The organism is Pseudomonas sp. NFACC45, assembly GCF_900113505.1.
GTDB lineage: Bacteria > Pseudomonadota > Gammaproteobacteria > Pseudomonadales > Pseudomonadaceae > Aquipseudomonas > Aquipseudomonas tehranensis.
Window position 1 is genome coordinate 213,213 of sequence record NZ_FOPO01000003.1, and the last position, 14,463, is coordinate 227,675.

Below are 14,463 nucleotides of genomic sequence, written 5' to 3' on the forward strand. Positions count from 1 at the left end.
CGATGGGCTTCAATCTTTCCGAATGGGCGCTGCGTAACCGCCAGATCGTCCTGTTTTTGATGTTGCTGCTGGCCATCGTCGGCGCGCTTTCCTACACCAAGCTCGGCCAGAGCGAAGACCCGCCGTTTACCTTCAAGGCCATGGTCATTCGCACCAACTGGCCGGGGGCTACGGCCGAGGAGGTGTCTCGCCAGGTCACCGAACGCATCGAAAAGAAACTGATGGAAACCGGCGATTACGAAAGAATCGTCTCGTTCTCCCGCCCGGGCGAATCCCAGGTGACTTTCATGGCTCGCGATTCCCTGCATTCGGCGCAGATTCCCGAGTTGTGGTACCAGATCCGCAAGAAGGTCAGTGACATCCGTCACACCTTACCGCCGGGGATCCAGGGGCCGTTTTTCAACGATGAGTTTGGCACCACCTTCGGCAATATCTATGCGCTGACGGGGGACGGTTTTGATTACGGCGTGCTCAAGGATTACGCCGATCGCATCCAGATCCAACTGCAACGGGTCAAGGATGTGGGCAAGGTCGAGTTGCTGGGCTTGCAGGACGAAAAAATCTGGATCGAACTGTCGAACGTGAAGCTGGCGACTCTCGGCGTGCCGCTGGCGGCAGTCCAGCAGGCGTTGGAAGAGCAGAACGCGATATCGACCGCAGGCTTTTTCGAAACCGGCAGCGAGCGAATCCAGTTACGGGTATCGGGAAACTTTCAGACCGTAGAAGAGATCCGCGACTTCCCCATTCGTGTTGCTGATCGCACGTTCCGTATCGGCGATGTCGCGGATGTGCATCGCGGTTTCAACGATCCGCCAGCCCCGCGCATGCGCTTCATGGCCGAAGATGCCATCGGTCTGGCCGTGGCGATGAAGGACGGCGGCGACATTCTGATTCTGGGCAAGGCCCTGGAGACCGAGTTTGCCCGTATCCAGAACAACCTGCCGGCCGGCATGCAATTGCGTAAGGTCTCGGACCAGCCGGCGGCGGTGAAAACCGGTGTTGGCGAGTTCGTTCAGGTGCTGGTGGAGGCCCTGACGATCGTGTTGCTGGTGAGCTTCTTCTCCCTCGGCCTGCGGACCGGGATGGTGGTCGCCCTGGCGATTCCGCTGGTGCTGGCGATGACCTTCGCCGCGATGTATTACCTGGGCATCGGCCTGCACAAGATTTCCCTTGGCGCGCTGGTGTTGGCGTTGGGCCTGCTGGTGGACGACGCGATCATCGCGGTCGAGATGATGGCGATCAAAATGGAGCAGGGCTTCGACCGGATCAAGGCCGCCAGCTATGCCTGGACCAGCACCGCATTCCCGATGCTCACCGGTACGCTGATCACCGCTGCGGGTTTCCTGCCGATCGCCACGGCGCAATCAGGCACCGGCGAGTACACCCGTTCGATTTTCCAGGTCGTCACCCTGGCGCTGCTGGCCTCCTGGGTGGCCGCGGTGGTGTTCGTGCCGTATCTGGGGGAGAAACTGCTGCCGGACCTGGCGAAAATCCATGCCGCCAAACACGGCACCGCTGATGGCCAGTTCGACCCCTACGGCACGCCGTTCTACCAGCGTGTCCGGCGCTTGGTGGAGTGGTGCGTGCGGCGGCGCAAAACCGTCATCGTGCTGACCGTGCTGTTATTTGTGGGCTCGGTGGCGCTGTTCCGTTTCGTGCCGCAACAATTCTTCCCGGCCTCGGGGCGACTTGAGCTGATGGTCGACCTGAAGCTGGCCGAAGGCGCGTCCCTGAGCAGCACCGCCGAGCAGGTCAAGCGCCTTGAAGCGTTGCTCAAGGACCACGCGGGCATCGACAACTACGTGGCTTATGTCGGCACCGGTTCACCGCGGTTCTACCTGCCGCTGGACCAACAACTGCCAGCCCCCAGCTTTGCCCAGTTCGTGGTGCTGGCCAAGACCATCGAAGACCGCGAGCCCCTGCGCAGCTGGTTGATCACTACGTTGAACGAACAGTTCCCGGCCCTGCGCTCGCGGGTCACGCGCCTGGAGAACGGCCCGCCGGTTGGCTATCCGGTGCAGTTTCGCGTGACCGGTGAGCACATCGAACAAGTCCGGGCCCTGGCGCGGAAAGTGGCGGCCAAGGTTCGTGAAAATCCCTACGTGGCCAACGTGCATCTGGATTGGGAAGAGCCGAGCAAGGTGGTGTACCTGAATGTCGATCAGGACCGCGCCCGAGCGTTGGGCGTGAGTACGGCTAACCTGGCGAGCTTTTTGCGCAGCTCCCTGACCGGCTCCAGCGTCAGCCAGTACCGGGAAGACAACGAACTGATCGAGATTCTGCTGCGCGGTACGCTGCACGAGCGCAGCGAATTGTCGCTGCTGCCGAGCCTGGCGGTGCCGACCGACAATGGTACAAGCGTTGCGCTGTCGCAGATCGCGACGCTGGAATACGGCTTCGAAGAAGGCGTGATCTGGCACCGCAATCGCCTGCCCAGTGTGACCGTGCGGGCTGATATCTATGGCAAGGAACAACCGGCGAGCCTGGTACAGCAGATCTTCCCGACCCTGGACCCGATTCGCGCCGAGCTGCCGGACGGCTATCTGCTGGAAGTAGGCGGTACGGTAGAGGATGCCGCCCGTGGTCAGGCGTCAGTGAACGCTGGGGTGCCGCTGTTCATCGTCGTGGTGCTGACGTTGTTGATGCTGCAACTGCGCAGTTTTTCGCGCACGGCCATGGTGTTTCTCACCGCGCCCCTGGGGCTGATCGGCGTCACGCTGTTCCTACTGGTGTTCCGTCAGCCGTTCGGGTTTGTCGCCATGCTGGGCACCATTGCCTTGTCGGGGATGATCATGCGCAACTCGGTGATCCTGGTGGACCAGATCGAACAGGACATCAAGAGTGGCCTGGCGCCGTGGCAGGCGATCATCGAAGCCACTGTGCGACGCTTCCGCCCGATTGTGCTCACCGCGCTGGCGGCGGTGCTGGCGATGATCCCGCTGTCACGCAGCCTGTTCTTTGGCCCGATGGCGGTGGCGATCATGGGCGGGCTGATCGTGGCGACGGCGTTGACGCTGTTGTTTTTGCCGGCGCTGTATGCGGCGTGGTTCAGGGTCAAGAAGACCTGACACGATTCTGATAACGCTGAAGATCGAATGTGGGAGCGAGCCTGCTCGCGATAGCGGAGTATCAGTCAATACAGATGTTATGGCTGATACCGCTATCGCGAGCAGGCTCGCTCCCACAGTGTTTTGTGCTGAGTCTTAAAGGGTGCCAAACACCTTCTTCGCCAAGCTGGTCGCCGCCGCCGCAGGGTTCTGGCGGATGGTGGCTTCCTGTTTACCGATCATCTCGAACAAACCGTCCAGCGCTTGTTCGGTCACGTAGTTTTCGATGTTGGCGCTTTTGGCGTCCAGCACACCGAAGGTGGCCGCCTGGCCTGCGAACGTGTTGTATTTCTGCGCCAGGCCAACCTTGTCGGTGGCTTGCTTGACGATGGGCAGGAACTTGGCGCGAATCTGCTCGCGGCTGCTCTTGTTCAGGTACTGCGTAGCGGAGTCGTTGCCGCCGCTCAAGATCCCCTTGGCATCGCTCACACTCATGTTCTTCACAGCATTGACCAGGATCGGCTGGGCCTGGACCACAGCGGCTTCAGCGGCTTGGTTCATGCTGGTTTCCAGTTGTTCGACTTGATCGCCCATGCCAAAGGCTTTCATCTTGCTGGCGACTTTACCGAGCTTGCCCGGCAGTTCGATCTTCACTTCGGGGTTGTTGCTGAAGCCACCGGGTGTGCCCAGCTGCTTGACCGCTACTTGGGCGCCCTGGGTCAGTGCGTCCTTGAGGCCGCCAGTGGCGTCCTTCTGCGAGAGGTCGGCCAGGGACAGGGCCATGGTGTTGGCGCAGAACAACAGGCCGGCGCACAGGCTGGTGAAACGGAGCGTAGAGCGGAGCATGGCAGCTTCCTTGAAGAAAATTAGAAAGAGAAATCAGCGTGCGGCGTTGACGCGGATCTTCAGCGGCTGTGGATCTTTGCCATCGAGCTGCACGGCGTGTTGTTCGGTGGTGATGAACATCAACTGGCCGTCCACTTCAATGCGCGCGCTCACGGCATAGCGATGGCCGGGTTTGACCTGGGCCGGATCATAGCTGAGGTGAAACGGCAGCGGGACCTGGCCCTTGACCGGACCGCTCTGTTCATCGAGCACCACCGCAGGGGCGTCGGCCAGGGACACATCCTGCAGGCTCACGCTCAAGACAGCGGTGGGCGGCAGGGCGATGCGCTGCAGGTAGAACACTTCACCGTCGAGACTGTTTTTGCTCGCCAGCGGTGCGCTGGAGCAGGCACTGAGTAACGTGGCAACGGCGACGAGAAGAAGCTTTTTCATTGGGGCATTTCCATATTGAGGGCGCCAGAGAAAACCTGGCGCCTGTGGGGTCAGTCCGCAGTCACCGGGGTGACCTGATCTGCCGCATCTTCACTGCGATGCAACGCCACCTGACGGATCGACAAACGGATCTCCGCCGGCAGGACGCGCTTGGCCGCACCTTCGGCCAGTTCACCCAGCAGCTCGTGATAGCTTAGCTTGCCCGCTTCGTCCCGGCGCAGTACGTCCAGGTCCAGCATGGTCTGGATGAAATGCCGGAACAGACTCTTGTCGAAGAATTCCGGTGCGTTCAGACCGTGCAGGATCGACAGACGCTGGGCCATGACCGTGCAGAGGTCTTCCAGTTCTTCGGCGCTGATGCTGTTCTGGCCGCTGTTGAGCAGCAGGGAGACGGTCATGTAGAAGCGCTGCAAGGTCTGCGCGATGCTCTTGGACAACAGGGTCAGCAGCACGAAATGCCGCGAACTTGGGGCCGGACGCAAGTACAGGTCTTTTTCGAAACGCAGCAGGCCCTGTTCGACGAACGCGTCGAGCCATTGGTCGACCACGGCGTCCAGTTCTTCCAGTGACCAGCGAATGAACAGCTCCGATTGCAGGTAGGGGTACAAGGCGCGGGTGTAGCGCAGGAGCTGTTCGCGGCTCATGCGCGAGGTGCTCTGGAAGAAACTCGCCAGCAACGCCGGCAGGGCGAAGATGTGCAGCACGTTGTTGCGGTAGTAGGTCATCAGGACGGCATTCTGCTCGTCCAGATACAGAATCTTGCCCAGGGCATCGCTCTGTTCTGACAGCAAGTGCATGCCTTTGACGTGCTCGATCAGCGCACGCCCATCGCCCTCGGGCAAGGTGGTGTGGGGCGAGTACGGCACTTTGCGCAGCAACGCCAGGTACAGGTCCAGCACCCGGGCCATGGCACGGTCGTCCAGGGCCAGGCGGCTGGTGGACAGCAGCGCCAGGGCCACCAGGTTGACCGGGTTGATGGCCGCCGCTTCGTTCAGGTGTCGGGCCACCCGCTCGCCGAGGCGGTGGGTGGTTGCGTTGAGCCAGGCCGGCTTGAACTGCGGGCCCATCTCTTGTTGGCGCCAACCCGGCTGTTCGCCGTCGAGAAACTCCGCCAGTTTGATCGGCTCACCGAAGTTCACCGCTACTTGGCCGAAGCGTTGCTTGAGGGCGCCGATGACCTTGAAGATGTCGAAGATCGATTCTTTCTTCTTGCTGGCCCCGCGCAGCTCGCCCAGGTAGGTGCGGCCTTCCAGGACACGCTCATAGCCGATGTAGACCGGCACGAACACGATGGGCATGCGCGATGAGCGCAGGAAGCTGCGCAAGGTGATGGCGAGCATGCCGGTCTTGGGTTGCAGCATGCGCCCGGTGCGCGAGCGACCGCCCTCGACGAAATACTCCACCGGGAAGCCTTTGGTGAACAGCGTGTGCAGGTACTCGTTGAATACCGCGGTGTAGAGCGGGTTGCCCTTGAAGGTGCGGCGCATGAAAAACGCCCCGCCCCGACGCAGCAGGCCGCCGATCACCGGCATGTTGAGGTTGATGCCGGCGGCGATGTGCGGAGGGGTCAGGCCGTTGCGAAACAGCAGGTACGACAGCAGCAGGTAGTCGATATGACTGCGGTGGCACGGCACGTAGATGACTTCGTGGCCCTGGGCGACCTTCTGCACGCCTTCGATGTGGTTGACCTTGATGCCGTCGTAGATCTTGTTCCAGAACCAGCTCAGCACCACTTCCAGGAAACGGATCGCGGTGTAGGTGTAGTCCGAGGCGATTTCGTTGCCGTAGCGCAGGGCCTGGGCCTTGGCTTTTTCCGGGGTGATTTTTTCCCGCTCGGCCTCGTCGGCAATCGCCTGTTTGACCAGCGGCTGGTTCAGCAGCCCCTTGACCAGGTTGCGTCGGTGGGAAATGTCGGGGCCAATGACCGCCGCTTTCAAGTTGCGAAAATGTACCCGCAGGATCCGCTGGGTCATGCGCACGGTGCGTTCGTGGCCCTTGTCGTGCTCGATCAGTTCGCGCAAATGGATCGGCGCAGAAAACTGCACGCGGGTCTTGCGTCCCAGGATCATGATGCTCAGCAAGCGCCGCAGGCGGCCAGTGACGGCCCAGCTGTCGGCGAACAACAGCTTCCATGGGCTGGACTCGCTGTCGGGCGACTGCCCCCAGAACACGCTGACCGGGATGATCTGCGCATCTTCGGCGGCGTTGTGGGTCAGGGCATTGACCAGTCGCGTCAGGGTCGGCGGCGCGCCACGTTTGTCCTGCCGGCCGAGCCAGTCCGGCGCCGGGGTCAGGTAGAAAAACGCCGCCGGTTCCAACAGGTTGCCCACGGACACCGGCAGTACCGGACGGGGCAGGCCAGCCTTGGTGCACTCGGTGTCGAGCACTGCCAGGTCAGTGAGCGAAGGGTTTTGCAGGACGTAGAACACCGGACGACTGCGGTCGAGGTTGAGGGTGAAGGACGACTGGTTGATCGTCTCGGAGCGAACCCAGAGGTACAACAGTCGGCGCAGGGTGCCAAACACAAGACGGCGGAACGGGGAACGGGTCATACGGCTTCTGCATGAGTGGATAAGATAAAGCGGCGGCTAGTGTGCCGGATTCGCCGAAAATCGGCAAAAAAGCGCCGAAGTAAAGTCAGTTGAGAGTTTTTGCGTCTGTCATATACTCGGGCGGCTGACTGCCTCTGCCTTCCTCGTGGACGGCTGGACGGCGAAAGATCGTACGGCTTTGCCCTTTGCCGTTAATGGGAAAGGCCGACTTAAAAATAAGAAATGGGAGTGAGCAATCATGGCAGCACGCGAAACCGGCAATGTGAAGTGGTTCAACGACGCCAAAGGCTATGGCTTCATCCAGCGTGAAGGCGGGGCGGATGTATTCGTGCATTACCGCGCGATCCGCGGTGAGGGGCACCGTTCCCTGACGGAAGGCCAGCAGGTCGAGTACGCGGTGGTGGAAGGGCAGAAGGGCTTGCAGGCTGAGGATGTGGTGGGGTTGTAACCCGCGTTCAGGGGCTATACAAAACCCATTGTGGGAGCGAGCCTGCTCGCGATAGCGGTGTATCAGGCAAATACATCATTGACTGCCACACCGCTATCGCGAGCAGGCTCGCTCCCACATGGGGTCTGCTTTTACATTTTTATCTGCGGCGGGCATCGCAATGGTGGCAGGCCCTCAGATAGTCACGCCGTCTTCCAGGTAATCTCTTCTTCCCCATCAACGCTGATGCGAATCCAGCGGTCCGCCGACTCTTCACCTTCTTCTTCCACCCACGAGCCGGGCGCGCAGCGCACTTCGACGTTCAGCGCGGCAAAGGCTGCACGGGCGCAGGCGATGTCGTCTTCCCACGGCGTCTGATCGCTTTCCAGGTACAGGCTGTTCCATTTGCCCACGGCCTTGGGCAGCCAGGTCACCGGGATGTTGCCGGCCTTGCACTTGTAGGTCTGGCCTTTCTGGACCCAATCGCTGCACGGGCCCAGGGCCTGGCCGAGCCAGGCGGCAATGGCCTTGTGATCGACGTCGGCGTCTTTGAGGTAAATCTCGATATCGGGTTGGCGCATGGATGTCCTCACTGCGGTCTTGAAAAATCCATTCGCGGATTTAACTGGCCTCTGGCGGTTGCCCGAGGCCGGGAATCAAAAGGTTACTGAAGAACGAAATAATCGTAGCGCATCGACACCGTGACCTCGAACGGCTCGTCCTGCTCGATCACGCTGGCGCGGCGTTCGGCACTGGCGCGCCAGCCGTGGGGCGTCATCGCCAACAGGTTGGCGCGGTCCTGGGCACTTGTGAGCATGAGCTTGAATTCGAGGGTTTCGCTGTGATCGAGCACCATGCCCGTCGGCACCAGGGCCAGGTGTTTGTCGTCCGTGTACTGGCGCACTTCGTCGTACAGCCGTTCGCGCAACTCCATCAGGTGGCCGCTGGTCGGGCCCACCTTCATCAAGCCGCCACCGGGGCTGAGCAGGCGTTTGGCTTCTTGCCAGTCCAGCGGGCTGAACACACTGGCCAGGAACTGGCAGCAGCCGTCCGCCAGCGGTATGCGGGCCATGCTGGCGATCAACCAAGTCAGCCGGGGATCGCGTTTGCAGGCGCGTTTGACCGCTTCCCGGGAGATGTCCAGGGCGTAGCCATCGGCATCCGGCAAGGCGTCGGCAATCTGTGCGGTGTAGTAGCCCTCGCCACAGCCGATGTCCAGCCAGCGACTGGGCGCGCGCTCGGCCGCCAGTTCGGCCAGACGCCGGGCGACAGGGGCGTAATGCCCAGCGTTGAGGAAGTCGCGGCGGGCTTCGACCATCGCCTGATTATCGCCGGGATCACGGCTGTTCTTGTGCTGCACCGGCAGCAGGTTCAGGTAACCCTGCCGCGCGCGGTCGAAGCGATGGCCGGCCGGGCACACCACGCCGTTGTCCACGGCGTTCAGCGGTTCACTGCAGATCGGACAGGCGAGCATCAGGCGAGCAACTTGATCAGCGTCTTGTAGTAGATCTCGGTCAGCACGTCGAGGTCAGCCGCCAGCACGCGTTCGTTGACCTGGTGAATGGTCGCGTTGACCGGCCCCAGTTCCACCACTTGGGTGCCCATGGTGGCGATGAAACGACCATCGGAGGTGCCACCGCTGGTGGAGGCTTTTGTTTCGCGGCCGGTGACGTCCTTGATGCTCGACGATACGGCGTCCAGCAGCGCGCCCGGTTCGGTGAGGAACGGCAGACCCGACAACGCCCAATCGATGTGCCAGTCGAGTTGATGCTTGTCGAGGATATCGGCGACGCGTTTTTGCAAGCCTTCGACGGTGGACTCGGTAGAGAAGCGGAAGTTGAACACCGCCACCAGGTCGCCGGGGATCACGTTGGTTGCGCCAGTGCCGGAGTTGAGGTTGGAAATCTGGAAACTGGTGGGCGGGAAGAAGTCGTTGCCATGGTCCCAATGCTCGGCGGCCAACTCTGCCAGCGCTGGAGCGGCCAGGTGGATGGGGTTTTTCGCCAGGTGCGGATAGGCCACGTGGCCTTGCTTGCCACGCACCGTCAGTTTGGCGCCGAGGGAGCCACGGCGGCCGTTCTTGACCACGTCACCCACCAGGGTGGTGCTCGACGGCTCGCCGACGATGCACCAGTCCAGGCGCTCCTGGCGGGCCTTGAGGCGCTCGACCACGGCCTTGGTGCCATGGTGGGCCGGGCCTTCTTCGTCGCTGGTGATCAGAAAGGCGATCGAGCCTTTGTGGTCCGGGTAGTCGGCGACAAACCGCTCCGCTGCCACCACCATCGCCGCCAGGCTGCCTTTCATGTCTGCCGCGCCCCGGCCACAGAGCATGCCGTGTTCATCGATGACCGCATCGAACGGGTCGAGCTGCCAGGCTTGTACCGGACCGGTCGGCACCACGTCGGTGTGCCCGGCGAAACACAGCACCGGGCCGTCATGCTTGCCATGGCTGGCCCAGAAGTTATCCACATCCTCGATGCGCATCGGTTCGAGCGTAAAGCCCGCGCTGCCCAGGCGCTGCATCATCAGTTTCTGGCAATCGGCATCCACCGGCGTCACGGACGGACGGCGGATCAGGTCGCAGGCGAGTTGCAGGGTCGGCGAGAGGTCGGCGTGGGCCGTCATGGAGAACTCCGAAAGCATGGAATAAAGGCGCGGACCTGTGGGAGCGGGCTTGCTCGCGAAGGCGGTGTGTCAGTAGCGAAGGTATTGCCTGACACCTCGCTTTCGCGAGCAAGCCCGCTCCCACAGGTCCTGAGGTCAGCCATTGGGTTGTATTTGGCCAAGGCTTACAAAATGGCGGTTATCTTATAGCAAAAGGACCGCCAATGGCCCCTGGTGCTGGTCGGTTGGAACACAAAACCTGTGGGAGCGAGCCTGCTCGCGATGCGGTGGATTGGTCGACATTGATATTGACTGAACTGAAGCCATCGCGAGCAGGCTCGCTCCCACAGAGGTTTTGCTTAAATTGTTACGACAAAGCCCTATAATGCGCGCCGGTTTTTGGGGTAATGGTCATGAGTACAGAAGATCCACGGTTTGCCGGTATCGCCCGTTTGTATGGCATCGAAGGCCTGGAGCGCCTGCGGGCGGCCCATGTGGCGATTGTCGGGGTGGGCGGCGTTGGTTCCTGGGCGGCGGAAGCCATCGCCCGGTGCGGCGTGGGTGAGATCTCCCTGTTCGACCTGGACGATGTCTGCGTCAGCAATGCCAACCGTCAACTGCACGCCCTGGACAGCACCGTCGGCAAACCGAAGGTCGAGGTGATGGCCGAGCGCCTGCGCGGCATCAACCCCGACTGCACGGTGCATGCCGTGGCGGATTTCGTCACCCGCGACACCATGGCCGAATACATCACGCCGAACATTGACTGCGTGATCGACTGCATCGACAGCGTCAACGCCAAGGCGGCGCTGATCGCCTGGTGCAAGCGCCGCAAGATTCAGATCATCACCACCGGTGGCGCGGGCGGGCAGATCGACCCGACGCTGATCCAGGTCTGCGACCTGAACCGCACGTTCAACGATCCGCTGGCCTCGAAAGTGCGTTCTACCTTGCGCCGCGACTACGGTTTTTCCCGCACGGTGACCCGTCATTACAGCGTGCCGTGCGTGTTTTCGACCGAACAACTGCGCTACCCCAAACCCGACGGCAGCATTTGCCTGCAGAAGAGTTTCGTCGGCGATGGCGTCAAACTCGACTGCGCTGGTGGATTTGGCGCGGTGATGATGGTCACGGCGACGTTCGGCATGGTCGCGGCGACCAAGGCTGTGGATAAGATTGTGGCGGGTGTTCGGCGTCCGGCGGACCGGGTTAAGCCGCAGGTTTAAGGGTGGGGCTGACGGCCCCTTCGCGAGCAGGCTCGCTCCCACATTGGATCTCATGGAACACAAGTTTTGTGTACGACACGGATCCCCTGTGGGAGCGAGCCTGCTCGCGATGGCGATCATTCAGTCAACTCAAGCATCCGTTTCAACACCGCATTCAAGCCATTACTACGCGACGGCGACAGCTGCCGCGACAATCCCAACTGGTTGAACCAATCCGGTAAATCCACCTGCCGCAACTCCACGGCAGACAACCCATTGACCCGCGCCAGCAGCAACGCCACCAACCCACGGATCAACCGGGCATCGCTACTGGCGCAAAACTGCCAGTGCCCGTGGTGCAAGCGACCCACCAACCATACCTGGCTCTCACAGCCGTGGACGAGGTTGGTCTCGCACTTGTCCTCGTCGCCCAAGGGCGGCAAACGCTCGCCCCATTGCATCAGCAGCCGGGCGCGCTGTTCCCAACCCGATGCGTCCTGAAAAACTTGCAGCGCTGCGGTCGCGTCGACCGGCAGGTTCATCGGAGCATCTCCAGGGCCTGGTCCAGCGCTTCGAAGAAGCGTTCGATATCGGCCGAGTCGTTGTACAGCGCCAGCGACACGCGAATCGCCCCCGACAGTTTCAGATGCTTGAACAGCGGCATGGCGCAGTGATGCCCGGCGCGTACAGCGATGCCTTGTTCGGTCAGCAAGTGGGCCAGGTCAGCGTTGTGCACGCCATCGACCACGAAGCTGACCAGGGCCAGGCTCGGCTTGCCCACCAGGCGGACGCCATTGCGCGCCAGCAGCCCGTGGAGCAGGTAGTCATGCAGTGCAGCCTCATGGTCGCTGACGGTTTGCGGGTCGAGGCCGGACAGGTAGTCGAGCGTCGCGCCCAGGCCGATCACACTGGCGATCGGCGGCGTGCCGGCTTCGAAGCCCAGTGGCGCAGGACGGAACGTGGCGCTGTGGTAGTCGGCCTGCTGCACCATCTCGCCGCCGAACTGCCAATGACGCAGTTGATGAAGCGCGTCGGTGCGGCCGAACAACACCCCCAGTCCTTCGGGGCCATAGAGCTTGTGGCTGGAAAATACATAAAAGTCGCAGCCTAGTGCCTGCACATCGTGACGGCCATGGACGATGCCCTGGGCGCCATCGATCACCGTCAGCGCGCCCTGGGCCTTGGCCAGGGCCAATAGCGCTGGTAAGGGCTGCCAGGTGCCCAGTACGTTGGACAACTGGCTCACCGCCAGCAGGCGCGTACGTGGGCCGATCAGTTCGGCGGCGGCGTTGCTATCGATCACCCCGTCGGCATCCAGCGGCAACACCACCAGCGTCAGCGCACGACGCTCGGCCAGTTGTTGCCACGGCAGCAGGTTGGCGTGGTGTTCCAGGGCGCTGATGACGATTTCATCGCCCGGATTGAACAGATGTTCCAGCCCATAGGCCAGAAGATTCAGCGCCGAAGTGGCGCCATGGGTGAAGACGATTTGCCCGCAATCCCCTGCATTGAGCCATTGCGACACTTTGAGTCGGCTGTCTTCGAAGGCCTGGGTCGCATGGGCGCCCGGCAGATGCTGCGCGCGGTGCACGTTGGCCGCGCCATTGGCATAGTAATGCGCCAGAGCGTCCAGCAGGGCCTGGGGTTTTTGTGTGGTGGCGGCGTTGTCCAGGTAGGTCTGGCCTTGCCGTTGCAAGGCGGCGATGGCCGGGAAGTCGGCGCGCCAGGGAGAGGGAATCAACATGCTTTCGGGCCCTGCTGGAGTGACGCCGGACCTTGTGGGAGCGGGCTTTTTTGTGGGAGCCGAGCTTGCTCGCGATGGCAGCGACACGGTTTAACTGCAACACCGCGTCATCGTTCATCGCGAGCAAGCTCGGCTCCCACAAGGGCTCGCCCCCACAAGTGGTGGTGTGAAGCTTAGTTGTGGGCGTGCAGTGCTTCGTTCAGCTCGATGGCCGATTTATGGGTTTTGCATTCCACCGCGCCGGTCTCGGAGTTGCGGCGGAACAGCAGATCGGGCTGGCCGGCCAGTTCGCGGGCCTTGACCACCTTGACCAACTGGTTGTTCTCGTCCAGCAGCGCCACCTTGGTGCCGGCGGTCACGTACAGGCCCGACTCCACGGTGTTGCGATCGCCCAGCGGGATACCGATGCCGGCGTTGGCGCCGATCAGGCAGCCTTCGCCCACCTTGATCACGATGTTGCCGCCGCCCGACAGGGTGCCCATGGTCGAGCAACCGCCGCCCAGGTCCGAGCCTTTGCCGACGAACACGCCTGCCGAGACACGGCCTTCGATCATGCCCGGGCCTTCGGTGCCGGCGTTGAAGTTGACGAAACCTTCGTGCATCACCGTGGTGCCTTCGCCCACGTAGGCGCCCAGGCGGATCCGCGCGGCATCGGCGATACGCACGCCGGCCGGGACCACGTAGTCAGTCATTTTCGGGAACTTGTCCACCGAGAACACTTCCAGCAGCTCGCCGCGCAGACGGGCTTCGAGCTGGTGCTCGGCCAGTTCGCTCAGGTCGATTGCGCCCTGGCTGGTCCAGGCCACGTTCGGCAGCAGCGGGAAAATGCCGGTCAGGTTCAGGCCGTGAGGCTTGACCAGGCGGTGGGACAACAGATGCAGCTTGAGGTAGGCCTCGGGCGTGGAGCTCAGTTGTGCGTCTTCAGCCAGCAGGGTGGCGACCAGCGGCTTGTGGCTCTCGGCCAGGCGGGTCAGCAATGCGGCTTGCGCGGCATCGACGCCTTTGAGCGCGTCAGCCAGTTGCGAGGCCTGGGCGGTGGTGAAGGTGATGGCCTGGTTGCCTTCGCTATAGCCCAGAATCGGCGCGATGGCCTTGACGATCTCGGCCGAAGGGTTGAGCAACGGTTGGGCGTAGAACACTTCCAGCCAGGTGCCTTGACGGTTTTGCGTGCCGACACCGAAGGCCAGGCTGAACAGAGTACTGGACATGAAATTACCTCTACAAAATGGACTGGGCAGGCTTACTTGATCTCTGCCGCATAAATATCTGGCTTGAAGCCAATCAGGGTTCGGTCACCGAGATCAAGCACCGGGCGCTTGATCATCGAGGGTTGGGCGAGCATCAGTTCGATGGCTTTCGTCTGGTCGAGATCGGCTTTGCGTTCGTCGTCGAGTTTGCGAAAGGTCGTACCGGCACGGTTCAACACCACTTGCCAGCCATGCTCGTTGCACCATTGGGTCAGGTGCTCACGGTCAATGCCGACGGTTTTGTAATCGTGAAAGTCATAGTTGACAGCGTGTTCATCGAGCCAGGTGCGCGCCTTTTTCATCGTGTCACAGGCTTTGATGCCGAAAAGGTGCAACGTTTTGCTTGAATCGGTCAAGGA

At 61.8% G+C, this 14,463-nt stretch carries 13 protein-coding genes; 3 read left to right on the top strand and 10 right to left on the bottom strand.

Annotation, left to right across the window (positions count from 1 at the left end):
• Positions 1 to 2 precede the first annotated feature (2 nt).
• On the top strand, positions 3 to 3,068 hold the full coding sequence (locus BM132_RS06595; RefSeq protein ID WP_092454127.1) for an efflux RND transporter permease subunit: 3,066 nt from the start codon (positions 3 to 5) through the stop codon (positions 3,066 to 3,068).
• 135 nt (positions 3,069 to 3,203) lie between these two features.
• Here the strand turns inward: BM132_RS06595 and BM132_RS06600 are convergent, their stop codons facing one another.
• Genes BM132_RS06600 through plsB form a run of 3 tightly spaced genes read right to left on the bottom strand, consistent with a single transcriptional unit; the run spans position 3,204 to position 6,877 of the window.
• On the bottom strand, positions 3,204 to 3,893 hold the full coding sequence (locus tag BM132_RS06600; RefSeq protein WP_092401255.1) for a DUF4197 domain-containing protein: 690 nt from the start codon (positions 3,891 to 3,893) through the stop codon (positions 3,204 to 3,206).
• Between the two features lie 33 nt (positions 3,894 to 3,926).
• Positions 3,927 to 4,325, bottom strand: a complete 399-nt coding sequence (locus tag BM132_RS06605; RefSeq protein WP_092454129.1) for a YbaY family lipoprotein — start codon at positions 4,323 to 4,325, stop codon at positions 3,927 to 3,929.
• Between the two features lie 50 nt (positions 4,326 to 4,375).
• Positions 4,376 to 6,877 (bottom strand): glycerol-3-phosphate 1-O-acyltransferase PlsB, encoded by a 2,502-nt coding sequence (plsB, locus tag BM132_RS06610; RefSeq protein ID WP_092454131.1) that lies wholly within the window; start codon positions 6,875 to 6,877, stop codon positions 4,376 to 4,378.
• Between the two features lie 238 nt (positions 6,878 to 7,115).
• Here plsB and BM132_RS06615 point away from each other — a divergent pair, with 238 nt between their 5' ends.
• Positions 7,116 to 7,325, top strand: a complete 210-nt coding sequence (locus tag BM132_RS06615; RefSeq protein WP_003184959.1) for a cold-shock protein — start codon at positions 7,116 to 7,118, stop codon at positions 7,323 to 7,325.
• A gap of 182 nt (positions 7,326 to 7,507) precedes the next feature.
• Here BM132_RS06615 and BM132_RS06620 read toward each other — a convergent pair whose 3' ends face one another.
• From BM132_RS06620 to dapE, 3 genes are all read right to left on the bottom strand, one after another.
• On the bottom strand, positions 7,508 to 7,885 hold the full coding sequence (locus BM132_RS06620; RefSeq protein WP_063322778.1) for a hypothetical protein: 378 nt from the start codon (positions 7,883 to 7,885) through the stop codon (positions 7,508 to 7,510).
• 83 nt (positions 7,886 to 7,968) lie between these two features.
• Positions 7,969 to 8,778 carry a putative RNA methyltransferase gene (locus BM132_RS06625; RefSeq protein ID WP_092454133.1) on the bottom strand — a complete coding sequence of 270 codons (810 nt, stop codon included), beginning with the start codon at positions 8,776 to 8,778 and terminating at the stop codon, positions 7,969 to 7,971.
• Positions 8,778 to 9,929, bottom strand: coding sequence for a succinyl-diaminopimelate desuccinylase (gene dapE, locus BM132_RS06630; RefSeq protein WP_092454135.1), 1,152 nt, complete (start codon positions 9,927 to 9,929; stop codon positions 8,778 to 8,780). The genes BM132_RS06625 and dapE overlap by 1 nt, the downstream gene beginning before the upstream one ends.
• Before the next feature lie 392 nt (positions 9,930 to 10,321).
• Here dapE and tcdA point away from each other — a divergent pair, with 392 nt between their 5' ends.
• A complete protein-coding gene (gene tcdA, locus BM132_RS06635) occupies positions 10,322 to 11,134 on the top strand; it encodes a tRNA cyclic N6-threonylcarbamoyladenosine(37) synthase TcdA (protein WP_003198205.1) in 813 nt (270 codons plus the stop codon).
• Between the two features lie 116 nt (positions 11,135 to 11,250).
• On the opposite strand, the gene BM132_RS06640 is transcribed toward tcdA, so the two are convergent.
• The 4 genes from BM132_RS06640 to BM132_RS06655 all read right to left on the bottom strand — a co-directional run bounded on the left by BM132_RS06640 (position 11,251) and on the right by BM132_RS06655 (position 14,460).
• Positions 11,251 to 11,655, bottom strand: a complete 405-nt coding sequence (locus BM132_RS06640) for a SufE family protein (RefSeq protein ID WP_092454137.1) — start codon at positions 11,653 to 11,655, stop codon at positions 11,251 to 11,253.
• A complete protein-coding gene (locus BM132_RS06645) occupies positions 11,652 to 12,857 on the bottom strand; it encodes an aminotransferase class V-fold PLP-dependent enzyme (RefSeq protein WP_092454139.1) in 1,206 nt (401 codons plus the stop codon). Before BM132_RS06645 ends, BM132_RS06640 begins: the two co-directional genes overlap by 4 nt.
• 173 nt (positions 12,858 to 13,030) lie before the next feature.
• Positions 13,031 to 14,065: a 2,3,4,5-tetrahydropyridine-2,6-dicarboxylate N-succinyltransferase gene (dapD, locus tag BM132_RS06650; protein WP_092401234.1), complete on the bottom strand. Its 1,035-nt coding sequence runs from the start codon at positions 14,063 to 14,065 to the stop codon at positions 13,031 to 13,033.
• Between the two features lie 32 nt (positions 14,066 to 14,097).
• A complete protein-coding gene (locus tag BM132_RS06655; protein ID WP_256244164.1) occupies positions 14,098 to 14,460 on the bottom strand; it encodes an ArsC family reductase in 363 nt (120 codons plus the stop codon).
• Positions 14,461 to 14,463 lie beyond the last annotated feature (3 nt).

Coding starts and splice junctions, on each gene's coding strand:
- BM132_RS06645 (WP_092454139.1), bottom strand. CDS start 12,857: ATGTTGATTCCCTCTCCCTGGCGCGCCGACTTCCCGGCCATCGCCGCC.
- BM132_RS06605 (WP_092454129.1), bottom strand. CDS start 4,325: ATGAAAAAGCTTCTTCTCGTCGCCGTTGCCACGTTACTCAGTGCCTGC.
- dapE (WP_092454135.1), bottom strand. CDS start 9,929: ATGACGGCCCACGCCGACCTCTCGCCGACCCTGCAACTCGCCTGCGAC.
- BM132_RS06620 (WP_063322778.1), bottom strand. CDS start 7,885: ATGCGCCAACCCGATATCGAGATTTACCTCAAAGACGCCGACGTCGAT.
- tcdA (WP_003198205.1), top strand. CDS start 10,322: ATGAGTACAGAAGATCCACGGTTTGCCGGTATCGCCCGTTTGTATGGC.
- BM132_RS06595 (WP_092454127.1), top strand. CDS start 3: ATGGGCTTCAATCTTTCCGAATGGGCGCTGCGTAACCGCCAGATCGTC.
- BM132_RS06640 (WP_092454137.1), bottom strand. CDS start 11,655: ATGAACCTGCCGGTCGACGCGACCGCAGCGCTGCAAGTTTTTCAGGAC.
- plsB (WP_092454131.1), bottom strand. CDS start 6,877: ATGACCCGTTCCCCGTTCCGCCGTCTTGTGTTTGGCACCCTGCGCCGA.
- dapD (WP_092401234.1), bottom strand. CDS start 14,065: ATGTCCAGTACTCTGTTCAGCCTGGCCTTCGGTGTCGGCACGCAAAAC.
- BM132_RS06615 (WP_003184959.1), top strand. CDS start 7,116: ATGGCAGCACGCGAAACCGGCAATGTGAAGTGGTTCAACGACGCCAAA.
- BM132_RS06625 (WP_092454133.1), bottom strand. CDS start 8,778: ATGCTCGCCTGTCCGATCTGCAGTGAACCGCTGAACGCCGTGGACAAC.
- BM132_RS06600 (WP_092401255.1), bottom strand. CDS start 3,893: ATGCTCCGCTCTACGCTCCGTTTCACCAGCCTGTGCGCCGGCCTGTTG.